Consider the following 16,865-nt stretch of genomic DNA (forward strand, 5'->3'; position numbering starts at 1 on the left):
GCGCCCATCGGCGTGGAATTATCTCATATTGACAATAATTCCCGCGCTCCTTAAGTGCGATCTGATAACCACGGGATACAAGAAAATGGCCGACGGACTGCGCAAGGGACTGACCAGCTATGGTGACGCCGGCTTCTCGCTGTTCCTGCGCAAGGCCTTCATCAAGGCGATGGGCTATTCCGACGATGCGCTCAACCGCCCGATCGTCGGCATCACCAACACCTACAGCGACTACAATCCCTGCCACGGCAACGTCCCGCAGATCATCGAGGCGGTGAAGCGCGGCGTGATGCTGTCGGGCGCGATGCCGTTCGTGTTTCCGACCATCTCGATCGCCGAGAGCTTTGCGCATCCGACCTCGATGTATCTGCGCAATCTGATGGCGATGGACACCGAGGAGATGATCCGCGCCCAGCCGATGGATGCGGTGATCGTGATCGGCGGTTGCGACAAGACCCTGCCGGCGCAGATCATGGCGGCCGTCAGCGCCGATCTGCCGACCGTCGTGATTCCGGTCGGGCCGATGGTGGTCGGCCATCACAAGGGCGAGGTGCTCGGCGCCTGCACCGATTGCCGCCGGCTCTGGGGCAAGTATCGGGCCGGAGAGATCGACGACGCCGAGATCGAGGCGGTGAACGGTCGTCTCGCCCCGTCGGTCGGCACCTGCATGGTGATGGGCACGGCCTCGACCATGGCCTGTGTCACCGAGGCGCTCGGCCTGTCGCTGCCGATGAGCGCGACGATCCCGGCGCCGCATGCCGAACGCTTCCGCTCCGCCGAGGCCAGCGGCCGCGTTGCCGCTGAGATGGCGAAGACCAAGGGACCGAAGCCGAGCGAGATTTTGACGCCGTCGTCGTTCCGCAACGCCCAGATCGTGATGCAGGCGATCGGCGGCTCGACCAACGGGCTCATTCACCTCACCGCGATCGCCAACCGCACGCCGCACAAGATCGACCTCCAAGCGTTCGACCGGCTCGGCCGCGAGGTGCCTGTGCTGGTCGACCTCAAGCCGTCGGGTGATCATTACATGGAGCACTTCCATCACGCCGGCGGCCTGCCGAAGCTGATGGCGCAACTCGGCGATCTCCTCGACCTCGATGCCAGAACCATCACTGGGCAGACGTTGCGCGAGGTCGTTGCCGGCGCCGAGGAGGTGCCCGGGCAGGATGCGATCCGCTCCAAGGCGAACCCGATCAAGTCCGAAGGCGCGATGGCCATTCTGCACGGCAACCTCGCGCCGCGCGGCGCCGTGATCAAGCAATCGGCGGCGAGCGAGAGGCTGTTGCAGCATACCGGCCGCGCCGTGGTGTTCGAGTCGGTCGAGGACATGACGCTGCGGGTCGACGATCCCGCGCTCGATGTCACCGCCGACGACGTGCTGGTGCTGCGCAACGCCGGGCCGAAGGGCGCGCCGGGCATGCCCGAGGCGGGCTATCTGCCGATCCCGAAGAAGCTCGCGCGGACCGGCGTCAAGGACATGGTCCGCATCTCGGATGCACGGATGAGCGGCACCGCGTTCGGCACCATCGTGCTGCACATCACCCCGGAGTCCGCCGTCGGCGGTCCGCTGGGTTTGGTGCGGAACGGTGACATGATCCGGCTCGACGTCGCCAAGCGCAGCATCGACCTCCTGGTCGATGAGGCCGAACTGCAGAAGCGCCGCGCCGCGCTGGCGCCGACTGGTACGCCCGACTGGGCCAGGCGCGGCTACGCGCACCTGTTCAACGAGACCATCCTGCAAGCCGACGAAGGCTGCGACTTCGACTTCATGCGCGCCAAGGGTAAATAAGGATGGCGCGGCCAAATTATCGATAATGTCGGTCGCGTAACGCCTGCTTTGGCGTCGCCGTCGACGAATTTCTCCTGTTTTATTGACAATCCCGCAGGACTGGTGGGATGATCGAGCCAATAAACAAAGCAGGGGGAACGTCGCGATGGGCTATCCAGCCAAGATCGTCGGAATCGCCATGACGGCACTGCTATCCGCCGCAGCAGCGCTGCTGGTGCCTGCGGGCGTCGGCGCGCAGGAGGTCAAGCACTTCCGCTTCGCCTACGACCAGCCGCGCAACACCGGTTATTCGATCGCCGGAGACCTGTTCGCCGACAAGCTCAAGGAATTGAGCAAGGGCACCATGATCGTCGATCAGTACCCCGGTGCCCAGCTCGGCCAGGAACCGCAGCTGCTGCAATTGGTGAAGTCAGGCGATATCGAATTTGCCATCATCTCCTCCGCCAACACGGCGACGATCTCGCCGCAGGCCGGCGTGATGTCGCTGCACTTCCTGTTCCGCGACGAGGCGCATGTGATCAAGGCGTTGGCCGATCCGAAAGTGTTCGACGCGATCAGGACCATGATCGATGACACCGCCCAGGGCCTGCATGTGATCGGCACCGGCTCGCAGGGCGTGCGGCATATCTACAGCAAGAAGGAGGTGCACAATGTCGGCGACCTCAAGGGAATGAAGGTCCGCGTGCAGGCGACCGCGACCGAGGACACCATGTTTCCGGCCTACAATGCCCAGACGGTGCACATGCCGTTCGGCAGCGTCTATACCTCGCTGCAAACCGGCGTGGTCGATGCGGCCGAGAACAGCATCAACGTCTACCTCGTCAACAAGCATTACGAGGTGGCGCCGGTGCTCTCGATCACCGAGCACGAGGCCAACAATGCACTGCTGTTCGTCTCCGACAAATTGTGGCAGAGCCTCTCCGCCGAGCAGAAGCGGTGGGTGCAGGCCGCCGCCAACGAGGTCAGCGCCAAGGAACCGGCCAAGGCGTTCGACCTCGAGCACAGCGCGCTGAAGAAGCTGAAGGGCTTCGGCGTCAAAGTGGTCGAGGACGTCGACAAGAAGACCTTCACGGCGATCGCCGATCCCTATCTCGACAAGCTCGCCAAGGACCTCGGCCCGCAGGCCGAGAAGATCAAGAACCTGATCCGCGCGGTCAATTGAAGGCTCGGGACGACGGAGAGCTCGAGCCATGGCCATCGCCGACAAACTGGTGCTGCAACGGCAGCGGCATCTGAAGTGGCGCGCGCTGGACCGGCTTGAGCTCATCCTGATGGTGCTGTGCGGGCTGCTGTGCTTCGGCTTCTCGCTGTCGGTCACCGCTGACATCATCACCCGCACCATCGGCCATCCCTGGCTGTGGCTGCAGGAGGTGACGTCGACGCTGTTCATCTACGCGATCTTCATCGGCTCCGCGGTCGCGACACGCCGCAACGACCACCTCTATCTCACCGCGATCTCGGAGGCGATGCATGGCCGGTCGCGGCTGGTCGTCGAGATCATCATCCGCCTGGTTGTGTTGGGTGTCGCGTTCTGTCTCGTCTGGTACGGCTATCTCAACTATCTCCGCGGCTTCGGCAGCTTCCGGCTGCCATCGGGCACGCCGATCGCATCGCTCTATGCGATCATTCCGCTGTCGGGCATCCTGATCGGCTTGTTCACGATCGAGCAGCTCGTCAATGGCCTTCGCAACGGTTTTGACCACCCGGAACCGCCCGACGAGGATCTTGCGATTTCCGCGATCAACACCGGCACGCAGACCGGAGCGCAGCCATGAGCGCGCCGATCGTGCTGTTGCTGATGTCGGTCAGCTTCCTGTTCTTCGGCTATCTCGGCGTGCCGGTGCCGTTCTCGCTGATGGCCGGCGTGTTCATCGGCGCGCTGCTGTCGGATGTCTCGTTGGCAGCGATCATCCAGAAGATTTTTGACGGCGTCGATTCCGAGGCGCTGCTGGCGATCCCGTTCTTCCTCCTGGTCGGCGAGCTCATGAGCTCGGCCAACGTCGTGGTCCGGATCGCCAACCTGTCGGTGTCGCTGGTCGGTCACATCAGGGGCGGGCTGTCGCAGGTCGTCGTCGTCTTCAGCATGTTCTTCTCGGAAATGTCCGGCTCGACCACCGCCGACGTCGCGGTAATGAGCCGGGCGCTCGGTGGCCCGATGAAGCGGGAGGGCTACGAGCCCGCCTTCATCGCCGCGATCATCGCCTCCGCCTCGACGATCGCCGCGCTGGTGCCGCCGAGCATCACCGCGGTAGTCTACGGCGCGGTCGGCAATGTCTCGATCGCCGGCCTGTTCATGGCCGGCGTAGTGCCGGGGCTGATGATCGGCTTCGGGCTGATGATCTACTGCTACTTCTTCGGTCCCTCCGGCCTGCGCAAGCCGCGCGCGCCGCTGCGCCAGGTCGCCTTTGCCGCCGGCGACGCGGCGCTGCCGATGATGATCCCGGTGATCCTGCTCGGCGGCATCCTGACCGGCTGGTTCACGCCGACCGAGGCCGGCGTGGTCGCGGTGGCCTATATCATCATCGTAGTAATCCCGGCGCTCAACCGCGGGCATCTGAAGAAGATCCCTTACGATTTTTGCCTTGCCGGCCTGATTTTCTCGCTGCCGCTGATCACGATCGGCGCTGCGAACGCATTCGGCTGGATGCTCGCTTACCTGCGCGGGGCGATCTACATCGCCGACTGGATCACCGCGATCGCCGGCAACGATCCGCAACTCATCATGCTGCTGATGGTGCTGCTGTTCACAGTGGTCGGCGATTTCATCGAGCCGGTGCCGACCATCATCATCTTCATGCCGCTGGTGAACGCGCTGACCCAGGCCGGCGACATCAACGGCGTCCATATGGGCGTCGTGCTGATCGCGACGCTCGCCTTCGGCCTGATCACGCCGCCCTACGGGCTGGTGCTGCTGATGGCCTCGAAATTTGTCGGCATCAGTTTTGTGAAGGCGCTGCGCGCGGCGCTGCCGATCTATGTCGTGTTCCTGGTCACGATCTGCTTCACGATCTATTTCCCGAAGGTCGTGCTGTGGCTGCCCAAGCAGGTGATCCCGGAATCGGTCGGCTGCTTCAAGGCGCCCGGCGGCACCGGCTATATCTGTCCGAACTGACTGATTTCTTCGCCGGCCCATGCGTCTCCGGTCCATGCGACGCGCACCGATCGCCGAGCCCGCGAGCCGCAGCGTGGCCGCGCCGGGCGGCCCTGAAATCGGCCTTGCCGGTTCCAGTCAGTGGCGCCGTGGCGGAGACACAGAAAGGAGCGGGACCGCAAGGCCATCAGGAGCTATTTCGACTTGCTGGTGAACTTCTTCACGGCGACGCGGAACTCGTCGGTGTTCATGCAGCCGATGATGGCGTCGCGCTCGGCGTCGAGCTGTGCCTCGATCGGTGTGGTCGGCGCCTGATGGATCAGCGCCTTGGTGGCGGCGAGGCCGGCCGGAGCGTTCTGCGCCAGCCGCAATGCGAACTCTCGCGTCGCCCTCTTGAGCTCGGCCGCAGGCACCACCTTGGCGACGAGGCCCCATTGCTGCGCCTGCTGCGCGGTGAAATTATCCTCGGCGAGGAATATCTGGAGCGCGCGGCGCGGGCCGACGCTGGCGGCGAGACCCACGGTGCCGCCGCCATCCGGCGAGACGCCGATCTTGGCATAGGCGGGCGTGAAGCGGGCGTCCTCGGCGGCGATGCAGAGATCGGCGACGAAGGCGAGCGACAGGCCGGCGCCGGCTGCCGAGCCGTGCACGCTGGCGAGCACCAGCTTGGGCATCCGCCGCAGTGCGGTGATGAAGGCGTGATAGTTCTCGAGCATCTCGCCGACCACGGCTGGGATGTTGTCGGCTTCGGCCGCGGCGCCGATGGTCTGCAGATCGCCGCCGGCGCAGAAGGCGCGGCCTTCGCCTTCGATGACCACCACGCGGACGTCCTTGTTGGCTTCGACCTCGGCGCCGATCTGCCTGAGCTTCTTGGCGATCGACATGTCGATCGCGTTGAAGGCGGCCGGCCGGTTCAGCGTGATGGTCGCGATGGCACCGTCGATCCGGAGCAAAGCGGGATCACTGGCGGGGGTGGTGGCGGGTTCTGGCATATTGAAGACCTTGTTGAAGACCTTGGGGCTGTTTGTTTCCCGGCATTTAAGGCCTTGGCGGCAGGCCTGGCAATCCAGCCTTGCCGCAGGCGGCAGGGGCAGCTCGATTTGGTGGAGACCCCCCTTGCGCCGGCGCGGGCCATCGGGCCAAATGGTGCCCGCCCTCGGGTACGCAGACACGAGCGCTGCGGGGACGGGGCAAGCAAGCTAACATCGACGGAGAGGAACGGCATGGGTCACTCCTGCTCGCTCGGATTTGGGTTGTCGCGATGACGGGTGCGGTCATCATCATCGGCGCGGGACACGCCGGCTTCCAGCTCGCGGCGTCGCTGCGCCAGGCCGGCTTCGCCGAGCGCATCACACTGCTCAATGACGAGGGACATTTGCCGTATCAGCGGCCGCCGCTGTCGAAGGCCTATCTGAAGGGAACCGGCGGACCCGAGACGCTGATGTTCCGGCCCGACAAATTCTACCAGGACAACAAGATCGAGCTGATCACCGACCGTGCCCATGCGGTCGACCGCAGCGCGCGGAAGGTGACGCTGGCCTCCGGCGCCTCGCTCGATTACGGCCATCTGGTGTTCGCGACCGGCGCGCGAAACCGCCTGCTCGATATCCCCAACGCCAAACTCGACGCGGTGCGTTACCTGCGCACGCTCGACGAGAGCCAGACGCTGCGCGACATGATCAAGCCCGGCATGCGCGTCGTCGTGATCGGCGCCGGCTTCATCGGCCTCGAATTCGCCGCCACCGCGCGCGGCAAGGGTCTCGAGGTCGACGTGGTCGAGCTCGCCACGCGGGTGATGGCGCGGGCCGTGACCGCGGAGATCTCCGAGTTTTCACAGTCGCGGCATGCGGCGGCAGGCATTCGCATTCACCTCGGCGTCCAAGTGACGGCGATCGAGGCCAGCGGCGCAAAGGTGACGGGTGTCAGCCTGAGCAACGGCACCCACGTCCCGGCCGATCTCGTCGTGGTCGGTGTTGGCGTGCTGCCGAATGTCGAACTCGCGGCGGAGGCGGGATTGCCGGTGGCGTCCGGCATCATCGTCGACGAGCATCTTGCGACCGCCGATCCCAATGTCTCCGCGATCGGCGATTGCGCGCTCTACACCAGCAAGCGGTTCGGCGGATCGCTGCGGCTGGAATCTGTGCAGAACGCGACCGACCACGCCCGCTGCGTGGCCGCGCGGCTGACCGGCAAGACCGAGGTCTATGACGGGCTGCCGTGGTTCTGGAGCGACCAGGGTCCCGACAAGCTGCAGATGGCCGGCCTCACCACCGGCTACGACCGCGTCGTGGTGCGCGGCGACCGCGCGCAGGGCGCGTTCTCGGCGTTCTGCTATCGCGGCGATAGGCTGCTCGGCATCGAGTCGGTCAACCGCGCCGGCGATCACATGTTCGGCCGGAGGCTGCTCGGCGCCGGCGGCTCGATCACGCCGGAGCAGGCGGCGGATGCCAGCTTTGATCTGAAGAGCGCGCTGACGTAACAATCTCGCCGGGACGACGTGGGGGGAGAAGCGCCTCCACTTCTTCCCGCGTCGGCATCGACGGCGCGGCACCCATTCGCTGCACGCAGATCGAGGCGGCGACGTTGGCGTAGGCGAGCGCATCCCGCAGCGGCTCGCCGCTCGCGAGCTGCGAGGCCAGCGCACCGACGAAGCAATCGCCGGCGCCGGTGGTGTCGACGGCCTTCACCTCACGGCCGGGCACCAGCATCGGCTCACCACCATCGAGCAGCGCCAGCACGCCGCGCTTGCCAAGCGTGACGCAGATGGTCTTGCCTTGCGCCAGGCTCCGCGCCGCCTCGGCAAAGCGCGCCGGCGGGTCGCCGTCGCTGAGCTCGGTTCCGGCGAGGACGCCGAGCTCGGTCTCGTTGAGGATCAGGATGTCGACGAGATCGAGCAGCGCGGAGTCGGCTGTTTTCGCTGGCGCCGGATTGAGGACTGTGGTGGTGCCGGCGGCGCGGGCGCGCTCGAAGAACGCCGCGATCGTCGGCAGCGGGATTTCGAACTGGCTGACCGCGACGTCGCCCTTTGCAAGGACAGGCGCTGCGACGTCATCAGCATCGACCAGCCCGTTGGCGCCCGGCACGACGACGATCGTGTTGTCGGCATTGGCAAGCGTGATGATCGCCGTGCCGGAATGCATGTTGTCGGTGTGCTTGACGAAGCCGAGATCGACGCCTTGTGCGGCAAGGAACGTTCTCAGCTCCTTCGCGAACGCATCGGTGCCGAGCCGGCCGACCAGCGTGGTTGGCACGCCCTGCTTGGCCGAGGCCACCGCCTGGTTGGCCCCTTTGCCGCCGGGAAAGTAGAACACGGCTTCGCCGGCGACGGTCTCGCCAATCCGCGGATGGCGCTCGGCCGTTGCCACCACATCCATGTTGATACTGCCAGCGACGAAGACGCGCCCCATGCCTCACCCGATCAAGCGTCCGCCCGAAACTCCTGCTTGACCGCCGCGATATCGGCCAGCGTCGGCAGGCCGGCCTCGTTGCCGAGCTTCTGGATCTTGAAGGTCGATGCCGCGCGGGCGAACTTGAAATGCTCTTGCCAGCCCTTGCTCGGGTTGGAGAGATAAGAATAGATGTAGGCGCCATGGAAGACATCGCCGGCGCCGTTGGTGTCGATCACGCGCTGGCGCGAGATCGGGAACGCGGGCAGCGTGCGCACCGCGCCAGCCTCGTCATACCAGAGCAGGCCGCGCTCGCCCATGGTGATGCCGCCGACCTTGCAGCCGCGCTCCTTGAGGTAGTCGAGCATCTGCTCCGGCGTCTTGTCCATCTGCTCGCACAGCCGCTCGGCGACGATCGCGACGTCGATATATTGCAGCAGCTCGTGGGTGTTGGTGCGTAGGCCGCCACCGTCGAGCGAGGTCAAAATGCCTTCCTCGCGGCACTGCTTGGCGTAGTGCATCGCGGCGTCCGGCTGATGGCCGTCGATATGCAGGGCGCGGCAGCCCTGCAGGTTGAGCAGCGGAAAGGGGTGGATGTGGTGGTCGTCGCGGCAGCGCACGATCGCGCGCTTGCCGTCCTTGGGCATGATGAAGGACAGCGAGGACGAGTTGACCTTGCGCGGATGCATCGAGATGCCGTAGCGGTCGGCCATGTCCCAGAACATCCGCCCCAGCCAGTCATTGGCCATGGTGGCGATCAGGTCCGGCGCGATGCCGAGCTTGGCGCAGCAAAATGCCGCGGTCACGGCGTTGCCGCCGAACGACACCGCATAGGCGTCGGCGACGTGCTTCTCGTCGCCGACGGGCATATGGTCGGTGATGAAGGTGACGTCGATATAGGTCTGTCCGATGAAGAGAGCCTGCATTCGCTTTCCGTCGTGGCTTGCTGTGGTCCCGGCCGGTGATGCAGACTAGCATCGCTGCTCCGCCGAGTTCGCTGAAATTATTCGCAACCCTGCCTGGATTGCGGCTAGAGTGACGGGTTGACGTGGTCCGCGGGCCGTTCTGGCATCCGGCATAACGGCCGTCCGCTGGAAGCGGTTCCGGGATTGCGCCGTACTTGCAGCGTAGGAGGGCACAATGACGCCAGATTCGGGAGGGTACCAGCCATGATCACCGGTCTCGATCACGTCGTCGTCCTCACCGGCGACATCGCGGCGGCGGCCGCTGCCTATGAGACGCTGTTCGCGCGGGCACCCTCCTGGCGCAACAGCGGCGACGGCGCCGACCGCGTGCTGTTCACGCTCGACAACACCACGCTGGAATTGATGGCGCCACGCGGCGACGACGAGGCCGCGCAGCGCGTCCGCGGTGCGCTGGCGACGCAGGGCGAAGGGCTGGCGAGCCTCTGCTTCCGCACCAGTGATATCACGAGGCTGCACCGCCGCCTCGACCGCTTGACGCTGAGGCCGGAGCCGGTCGTCGAGGTCGAAAGCCGCGATGAGGCCAGCGGCGCGGTGCTGTCGTGGAAGCGCACTCGCGCAGCGACCGAAACGACGCGGGGCGTCCGCATGTTTTTCCTGGAGCGCGACCAGGAACGGCCGCTGTCGGTACGCACCACGCCGGCATCGATCACCGCGATGGACCATGTCGTCGTCTCCACGGCGGACCCGGAACGCTGTGCCGCGCTCTACGGCGCGCGACTCGGGCTCGACATGGCGCTCGACCGCTCGCACCCGGAATGGGGACGGCTGATGTTCTTCCGCTGCGGCGATCTCGTCGTCGAGGTCACGCATCGGCCGGACAAGGCGGAGCCGGGCGCCTCGGATCGGCTGCGCGGTATCTGCTGGCGTGTTTCCGATATCGAGGCCACCCACGCGCGACTGACGGCGGCCGGCGTTGATGTCTCCGACGTCCGCACCGGCCGCAAGCCGGGCACCCGTGTGATGACGGTGCGCAGCGGCACCTGCGGTGTGCCGACGCTGCTGGTGCAGCCGTCGCCAGGCACGGAAGAGTAGCCGCAAGCTCCATTCTCTCGTCATTCCGGGGCGCGCCTCTTGGCGCGAGCCCGGAATCCATTCATCCGCAACGCCTGTGGGTTGATGGATTCCGGGCTCGTGCTGACGCACGCCCCGGAACGACGAGAAAAAAGCGAGGCCATGCCGCAAATGCGAGACCTATTTTGCGCGCGCCCACCATCACAACATTCGTTCGCAAACCGGGCGCATCGTGCTACATTGACCAACCGGCATCACTGAGCAATCGATTTGGCCAAGGCAAAGCGAATCCTGAAATGGCAGCGTGACCCCGCGGGGATGCGGCTGCGCATTCTCGAGGCGGCCAAGCAGGAGTTCGCCGCCTATGGCCTCGCGGGCGCGAGGGTCGACCGCATCGCGGCCGCGGCCGGCGCCAACAAGCGCATGCTGTACTACCACGTCGGCAACAAGGAGGATCTCTATCTCGAGGTGCTGGAAGGCGCCTATGAGAAGATCCGCGCCGAGGAGCGCACGCTGGACCTCGAGCATCTCGATCCACCCGAGGCGATCGGCCGCCTGATCGATTTCACCTGGAACTATTTCCTGCGCAATCCCGAGTTCCTGGCGCTGCTCAATACCGAAAACCTCGCCAAGGCGAAGCATCTTAAGCGCTCGACCAAGGTCAAGTCGATGCACTCGCCGTTTGTCGAGATGATCCGCACCGTGGTGACGCGCGGCGTCGAGAGCGGCGATTTCCGCGTCGCGGTCGATCCGGTGCAGCTCTACATTTCGATCGCGGGCCTGGCGTTCTTCTATCTCTCCAACAGCGCGACGCTGAGCGTGATCTTCGGCCGCGACCTCCTGAAGAAGGAGGCGCGCGACGAGCGGCTGGAGCATATGATCGCGCTGGTGCTGGCCGCGCTGACCGGCAAGTCCACCGCCGCATTCGTCGGCGCGCCCGCGCTGCCGTCGCTCGAACACCGAGTGGTGTGAGGCGGCGATCTCGCGGCGCGTATCACCTGCGTAGCCCGGATGAAGCGCAGCGCAATCCGGGGCCACTCGCTCCGCGGATGGTTTGATCCCGGATTGCGCTGCGCTTTCATCCGGGCTACGGGCCGTCAATCCTGTAATTTCCACCTGACGAAAGTCGCAAATCCCGGCGTGCATTTGCCGCGCGCGAGGGGGCTGGACAGTATTTATCCAACGGGTTAATTTCACCAACGAAGAACCGACAATAGGGAGCGCGACGTGGCGGAGGCGAAGAGCCCTTCAATCGCATCGAAGGTGCTGAACGCGGCGTGGGTGCGCCCGTTGCTGTTTCTGGTCGTCATCGTGGTGGCGTGGGATCTGGCGATCCGCCTGTTCCGCATCCCGGCCTACCAGATCCCGTCGCCCGGCGACGTCGTCGCGGTGCTGTGGACCGACTGGCCGGAGCTGCTGCGACAGTCCTGGCCGACCACCTACGCCACCATCTGCGGCTTCCTGCTCTCGGCACTGTTCGGCATTCCCGTCGCGATGCTGATCGCGGGCTCCAGAACGGTGGAGAGCTACGTCTATCCGCTGCTGGTGTTCTCGCAATCGGTGCCGAAGATCGCGATCGCGCCGCTGTTCGTGGTGTGGTTCGGCTTCGGCATCATCCCGAAGGTGATCTCGGCGTTCCTGCTCGGCTTCTTCCCGGTGGTGGTCTCCGCCGTACAGGGTTTTAAATCGGTCGACCCCGACATGGTCGATCTGGCCCGCGCCATGCAGGGCGGCCGCTTCGCGGTGTTCCGCGCGGTCAACCTGCCGCATGCGATGCCCGCGATCTTCTCCGGCCTGAAAGTCTCGGTGACGCTTGCCGTGGTCGGCGCCGTCGTCGGTGAGTTCGTCGGCTCAAATTCCGGCATCGGCTATGTGATGCAGCGCTCGATCGGCACCTTCGACCTGCCGACGATGTTCGCGGCGCTGGTGATCCTGGCGCTGCTCGGCGTGGTCCTGTTCTGGATCGTCGACCGCATCGAACGGCTGGTGATCCCCTGGCACGTCAGCCAGCGCGACGACATCATCTTCGCTTCGTAGGGTTGAAAAGAAACAGCGTTCGTCATTGCGAGCAAAACGAAGCAATCCACAGTGCCGCAGTTGGAGGAATGGATTGCTTCGCTTCGCTCGCAATGACGGGAAAAAATAACGGGAGGGTTATCTGATGCGATCAATCACTGCTGTCATTGCCGCGCTGGCTTGGACCGTATCGGCCATGGCGCCGGCGGCCGCCGCCGACAAGGTCGTGCTGATGCTGAACTGGTACGTCTATGGCGAGCACGCGCCGTTCTATTACGGCAAGGCCAAGGGCATCTACGCCGCCGAAGGCATCGACCTCGAGATCCAGGAGGGCCGCGGCTCGGCCGCGACCACGCAGGCAGTGGCCGCCAAGACCGCCGATTTCGGCTACGTCGACGTGCCCACCATGATGCGCGCCGCGGTGAAGGGGGCGCCCGTGATCGCGACCGGCGTGCTGCTGCAGACCAGCCCGATGTCGGCGATGGGCTTTGTCGACAAGAACATCAGGAAGCCCGAGGACATCAGGGGCAAGACGGTGGCGATCACGCCGGCTGACTCGATGACGCAGATCTGGCCGCTGTTCCTGAAGAAGACCGGCCTGAAGGAGAGCGACTTCCACACCGTCGCCGGCGACGGCCAGACCAAGCTCAACGCCGTGATCAACGGCCAGGCCGATCTCCTGCTCGGCTACGTCATGGACCAGTCGATGAAGATCAAGGACGCCACCGGCAAGGACGTCTATCCGATCAAGTTCGCAGACTACGGCATCCACATGGTGTCATCAGGCATCATCGCGAACTCCAACTATGTGAAGGCCAATGCCGACCTGGTCCGCCGCTTCATGTCGGCAACGACCAAGGCGGTGGAAGCCGCCGAGAAGGAGCCGAAGGCCGCGGCGCAGTCGATCCTCGACGCCAACCCGAAGGGCGGCAAGATCGATACGCTGACGCAGGGCTTCGAGCTGACGATCCCGCTCTATCGCACGCCCGAGACCAAGGACAAGCGGCCGTTCCAGGTCACCGACGAGAACATGACCGACTCGGTGAACCTGATGGTCGAATATGGCGGCCTCGACGCCAAAGCCAAGGACAATCCGAAGGCGTTCTACACCAACGATTATCTGCCGAAGGGTGGTTCGTGACGCATCAACGGGAGAGGGAGCTGCGATGAACGCTGCTACGAAACCAGCTCACGTCAGCCAACCCGCCGCGCATCTGCGCCTGGTGTCGGACCGCGCCGGCAGCGCCGCGCCGGGCATCACACTGTCCGGCGTGTCGAAGACCTACCGGTCGCGCGACGGCGACGTGCCGTCGCTGCGGCCGCTGGACTTCACCATCAATGACGGCGAGTTCTTCGTCGTGGTCGGCCCGTCCGGCTGCGGCAAGTCCACCCTGCTCAAGATGATCTCGGGCCTGTTGCCGCCGACCACGGGCGAGGTGCTGATCGACGGCGACAAGGTGACCAGGCCGCACGGCAATGTCGGCATCGTGTTCCAGAACGCGCTGCTGCTGCCATGGCGCAACATCCTCTCCAACGTGATGCTGCCGATCGACATGAAGCAGCTGCCGCGGGACAAGTATCTGGCGCGTGCCAAGGAGCTGCTCAAGCTGGTCGGGCTCGAGGGTTTTGAGAAGAAGCTGCCCTGGCAGCTCTCGGGCGGCATGCAGCAACGCGCTTCAATCTGCCGCGCGCTGGTGCACGATCCCAAGATCATGCTGATGGACGAGCCGTTCGGCGCGCTGGATGCCATGACGCGCGAGCGCATGAATGTCGAGCTGATGCGGATCCAGCGCGAGACCGGCAAGACGGTGCTCCTGATCACGCATTCGATTCCGGAAGCCGTGTTCCTCGCCGACCGCGTGCTCGTGATGACCGAGCGGCCCGGTGCGATCGCTGCGATCTACGACGTGCCGCTGCCGCGGCCGCGTTCGCTGGATTCGATGTCGGATCCCGTCTTCACCGAACTGGTGCAGCGGATCCGAAAACACTTCTTCACGCAGGGAACGCTGGACTAGGCCAGAGCTTCGATGCCGCTTCGCCTCGCTGTCAGGGATATCACCTTCTTCGAACGACCGGTGCCGTTTGCCCGTCCGTTCCGCTTTGGCGCCGTCACGATCAGTGCGTCGACGCAGCTGTTCGTGCGGGTCGAGATCGAAGTCGAAGGCAGCGGGCGCGCCGTCGGCGTCACCGCCGAAATGCTGGCGGCGAAATGGTTCGACAAGCGGCCGCATCTGACGCCGGAGCAGACCGTCGACGAGCTCCGCCGGTCGCTCGCCATCGCGCGCGAACTGTATCTTTCGAATCCAGACCTCGATACCGCGTTCGGCCTGCACGCCAGATGCATCGGTGCGCACGTCGCAGCCTGCGCCGCGGAGGATATCCCGCCGCTCGTCGCGGCGCTTGGCCCAGCGGAAATCGACAAGGCTATCCTGGACGCGGCCCTCCGCTCAGCCGGTGTGAGCTTCTTCGACGGCATGGCCGCGAACATCGCAGGTGTCGATGCGCGGCTGTCGCCTGATCTCGACGACATCGCCGTGTCGCGGTTCCTTGCCGCGCGCGAGCCGCTCGGTCGCGTTGCGATCCGGCACACCGTCGGCATGGACGACAGGATCGAGGGTGAAGGCGGTGTCGCCGACCTCCGAGAGAATGCCGGCGCGCGTTATTTCAAGCTCAAGTTGAACGGCGATCCGGCGCATGACGCGGCGCGACTGGCGCGGATCGGCAAGGAGCTCGCGACGCTGGCATACCCGGTCAAGGTCACGCTCGATGCCAATGAGCAGTATGCCGACTTGGCGACGCTGAAGGCATTGGTCGACCAGCTCGATCATGACGCGACGTTGGCGCCGATCGCGGCAAATCTGCTTTACATCGAACAGCCGATGCCTCGCGAGGTTACGAAGGCCTCGCCGCTCGGGGCATTGTCCGCGCGCAGCTTCATCATCGATGAGGCCGACGATTCCTACGACGCATTCCCGGCGGCCCGGGCGCTCGGCTATCGCGGCATCTCCTCGAAATCGTGCAAGGGTATCTACAAGTCGATCATCAACGCCGCGCGCGCCGCGGTGTGGAGCGCAGCGGGCGATTCGTATTTCATCAGCGGCGAGGACCTGACCTGCCAGACCGGGCTTGCCGTGCAGCAGGATCTTGCGCTCGGCGCGCTGATCGGCGTCACCCATGCCGAGCGCAACGGGCACCATTATGTCGACGGTTTTGCCGAGACGCCGGCCGACGAGGCCGATGCCTTCCTTGCCGCGCATCCCGATCTCTACAGGCGCGACGGCGCAAAAGTCCGCCTCGCGATCCATGACGGCGATCTCCTGACCGGATCAATCGCCGCCGCCCCCGGCTTTGCCAGTTCGGTCCATCCGGACTGGTCCGCCATGCAGCCGCTGAAGCGGCCCACCTCACGCCTTTTGCAGGAGCAGACACTATGACCACCAAACGCCTCGGCCTGATCATGAACGGCGTTACCGGCCGGATGGGGCTCAACCAGCATCTGATCCGCTCGATCGTCGCGATCCGCGAGCAGGGCGGCGTACTGCTGTCGAACGGCGACCGCATCATGCCCGATCCGATCCTGGTCGGCCGCGATGCCGAGAAGGTCGCGGCGCTGGCCAAGCGGTTCAACATCGAACGTCACACCACCGATCTCGACCGCGCGCTGGCGGACAAGGCCGATACCGTGTTCTTCGACGCCGCCACCACGCAGGCGCGGCCGTCGCTGCTCACCAAGGCGATCAACGCCGGCAAGCATGTCTACTGCGAGAAGCCGATCGCGACCAACCTGGAAGAGGCGGTCGCGGTGGTCAAACTCGCCAATGCAAAGGGCCTCAAGCACGGTACGGTCCAGGACAAGCTGTTCCTGCCCGGCCTGAAGAAGCTCGCCTTCTTGCGCGATTCCGGTTTCTTCGGCCGCATGCTCTCGGTCCGCGGCGAGTTCGGCTACTGGGTGTTCGAGGGCGGCTGGCAGGAGGCGCAGCGCCCGTCGTGGAACTACCGCAGCGAGGACGGCGGCGGCATCATCCTCGACATGGTCTGCCACTGGCGCTACGTGCTCGACAATCTCTTTGGCGAGGTCGAGAGCGTGGTGTGCATCGGGACGACCGACATCCCGGAGCGCTATGACGAGAAGGGCAAGAAGTACCAGGCGACGGCAGATGATTCCGCCTATGCGACTTTCAAGCTCAAGGGCGGCGTGATCGCCCACATCAACATGAGCTGGGTGACACGGGTCTATCGCGACGACCTCGTGACTTTCCAGGTCGACGGCACCCACGGTTCCGCGGTCGCGGGCCTCACCGACTGCATGATCCAGGCGCGCCAGGCGACGCCGCGGCCGGTGTGGAACCCGGACGAGAAGCGGTTGCACGATTTCTACGCCGACTGGCAGAAGCTGCCGGAAAACGTCGTCTACGACAATGGCTTCAAGGAGCAGTGGGAAATGTTCATCCGCCACGTCTGTGAGGATGCGCCCTACAAGCACACGCTGCTGGAAGGCGCCAAGGGCGTACAACTCGCCGAGTGTGCGCTGAAGAGCTGGAAGGAGCGGCGCTGGATCGACGTCGCGCCGATCGTGGTCTGAACAA

General features: G+C 65.0%; 15 protein-coding genes. 12 read left to right on the top strand and 3 right to left on the bottom strand.

The genetic code is table 11. The features are described from left to right. Positions 1 to 85 precede the first annotated feature (85 nt). The 4 genes from J6500_RS04215 (at position 86) to J6500_RS04230 (ending at position 4,901) form a co-directional block, all read left to right on the top strand. Positions 86 to 1,789 (top strand): IlvD/Edd family dehydratase, encoded by a 1,704-nt coding sequence (locus tag J6500_RS04215; protein ID WP_225711406.1) that lies wholly within the window; start codon positions 86 to 88, stop codon positions 1,787 to 1,789. Between the two features lie 145 nt (positions 1,790 to 1,934). Further along, positions 1,935 to 2,951 (top strand): TRAP transporter substrate-binding protein, encoded by a 1,017-nt coding sequence (locus tag J6500_RS04220; protein ID WP_376707754.1) that lies wholly within the window; start codon positions 1,935 to 1,937, stop codon positions 2,949 to 2,951. A gap of 28 nt (positions 2,952 to 2,979) precedes the next feature. Further along, entirely contained in the window at positions 2,980 to 3,564 is a 585-nt protein-coding gene (locus tag J6500_RS04225) for a TRAP transporter small permease (RefSeq protein ID WP_225711407.1), read from the top strand. Then, a complete protein-coding gene (locus J6500_RS04230) occupies positions 3,561 to 4,901 on the top strand; it encodes a TRAP transporter large permease (protein ID WP_225711408.1) in 1,341 nt (446 codons plus the stop codon). Before J6500_RS04225 ends, J6500_RS04230 begins: the two co-directional genes overlap by 4 nt. Before the next feature lie 173 nt (positions 4,902 to 5,074). Here the strand turns inward: J6500_RS04230 and J6500_RS04235 are convergent, their stop codons facing one another. Continuing rightward, positions 5,075 to 5,872, bottom strand: a complete 798-nt coding sequence (locus J6500_RS04235) for an enoyl-CoA hydratase/isomerase family protein (protein ID WP_225711409.1) — start codon at positions 5,870 to 5,872, stop codon at positions 5,075 to 5,077. 269 nt (positions 5,873 to 6,141) lie between these two features. Between J6500_RS04235 and J6500_RS04240 the strand changes: the two genes are divergently transcribed. Further along, positions 6,142 to 7,359, top strand: coding sequence for an NAD(P)/FAD-dependent oxidoreductase (locus J6500_RS04240; protein WP_225711410.1), 1,218 nt, complete (start codon positions 6,142 to 6,144; stop codon positions 7,357 to 7,359). Here the strand turns inward: J6500_RS04240 and J6500_RS04245 are convergent. Together J6500_RS04245 and J6500_RS04250 are read right to left on the bottom strand one after the other, a co-directional pair. Beyond that, positions 7,304 to 8,287, bottom strand: a complete 984-nt coding sequence (locus J6500_RS04245) for a ribokinase (protein ID WP_225711411.1) — start codon at positions 8,285 to 8,287, stop codon at positions 7,304 to 7,306. The two genes, J6500_RS04240 and J6500_RS04245, sit on opposite strands and share 56 nt — an antisense overlap. A gap of 11 nt (positions 8,288 to 8,298) precedes the next feature. Beyond that, positions 8,299 to 9,192, bottom strand: coding sequence for a sugar kinase (locus tag J6500_RS04250; RefSeq protein WP_225711412.1), 894 nt, complete (start codon positions 9,190 to 9,192; stop codon positions 8,299 to 8,301). Between the two features lie 243 nt (positions 9,193 to 9,435). Between J6500_RS04250 and J6500_RS04255 the strand changes: the two genes are divergently transcribed. The 7 genes from J6500_RS04255 (at position 9,436) to J6500_RS04285 (ending at position 16,861) form a co-directional block, all read left to right on the top strand. Then, positions 9,436 to 10,284 (top strand): VOC family protein, encoded by an 849-nt coding sequence (locus J6500_RS04255; RefSeq protein ID WP_225711413.1) that lies wholly within the window; start codon positions 9,436 to 9,438, stop codon positions 10,282 to 10,284. Between the two features lie 249 nt (positions 10,285 to 10,533). After that, positions 10,534 to 11,235, top strand: coding sequence for a TetR/AcrR family transcriptional regulator (locus J6500_RS04260; RefSeq protein WP_225711414.1), 702 nt, complete (start codon positions 10,534 to 10,536; stop codon positions 11,233 to 11,235). Positions 11,236 to 11,490: 255 nt separating this feature from the next. Further along, positions 11,491 to 12,300 (top strand): ABC transporter permease, encoded by an 810-nt coding sequence (locus J6500_RS04265; protein ID WP_225711415.1) that lies wholly within the window; start codon positions 11,491 to 11,493, stop codon positions 12,298 to 12,300. Positions 12,301 to 12,421: 121 nt separating this feature from the next. Next, complete coding sequence (locus J6500_RS04270) at positions 12,422 to 13,420, top strand: ABC transporter substrate-binding protein (RefSeq protein WP_225711508.1); 999 nt, start codon at positions 12,422 to 12,424, stop codon at positions 13,418 to 13,420. Positions 13,421 to 13,445: 25 nt separating this feature from the next. Then, on the top strand, positions 13,446 to 14,294 hold the full coding sequence (locus J6500_RS04275) for an ABC transporter ATP-binding protein (RefSeq protein WP_225711416.1): 849 nt from the start codon (positions 13,446 to 13,448) through the stop codon (positions 14,292 to 14,294). Positions 14,295 to 14,306: 12 nt separating this feature from the next. Next, positions 14,307 to 15,713, top strand: coding sequence for a hypothetical protein (locus tag J6500_RS04280; protein ID WP_225711417.1), 1,407 nt, complete (start codon positions 14,307 to 14,309; stop codon positions 15,711 to 15,713). Then, on the top strand, positions 15,710 to 16,861 hold the full coding sequence (locus J6500_RS04285; protein WP_225711418.1) for a Gfo/Idh/MocA family protein: 1,152 nt from the start codon (positions 15,710 to 15,712) through the stop codon (positions 16,859 to 16,861). Before J6500_RS04280 ends, J6500_RS04285 begins: the two co-directional genes overlap by 4 nt. Positions 16,862 to 16,865: the final 4 nt, after the last annotated feature.

The organism is Bradyrhizobium semiaridum (assembly GCF_020329505.1).
In the GTDB taxonomy this organism is placed as follows: Bacteria; Pseudomonadota; Alphaproteobacteria; order Rhizobiales; family Xanthobacteraceae; genus Bradyrhizobium; species Bradyrhizobium semiaridum.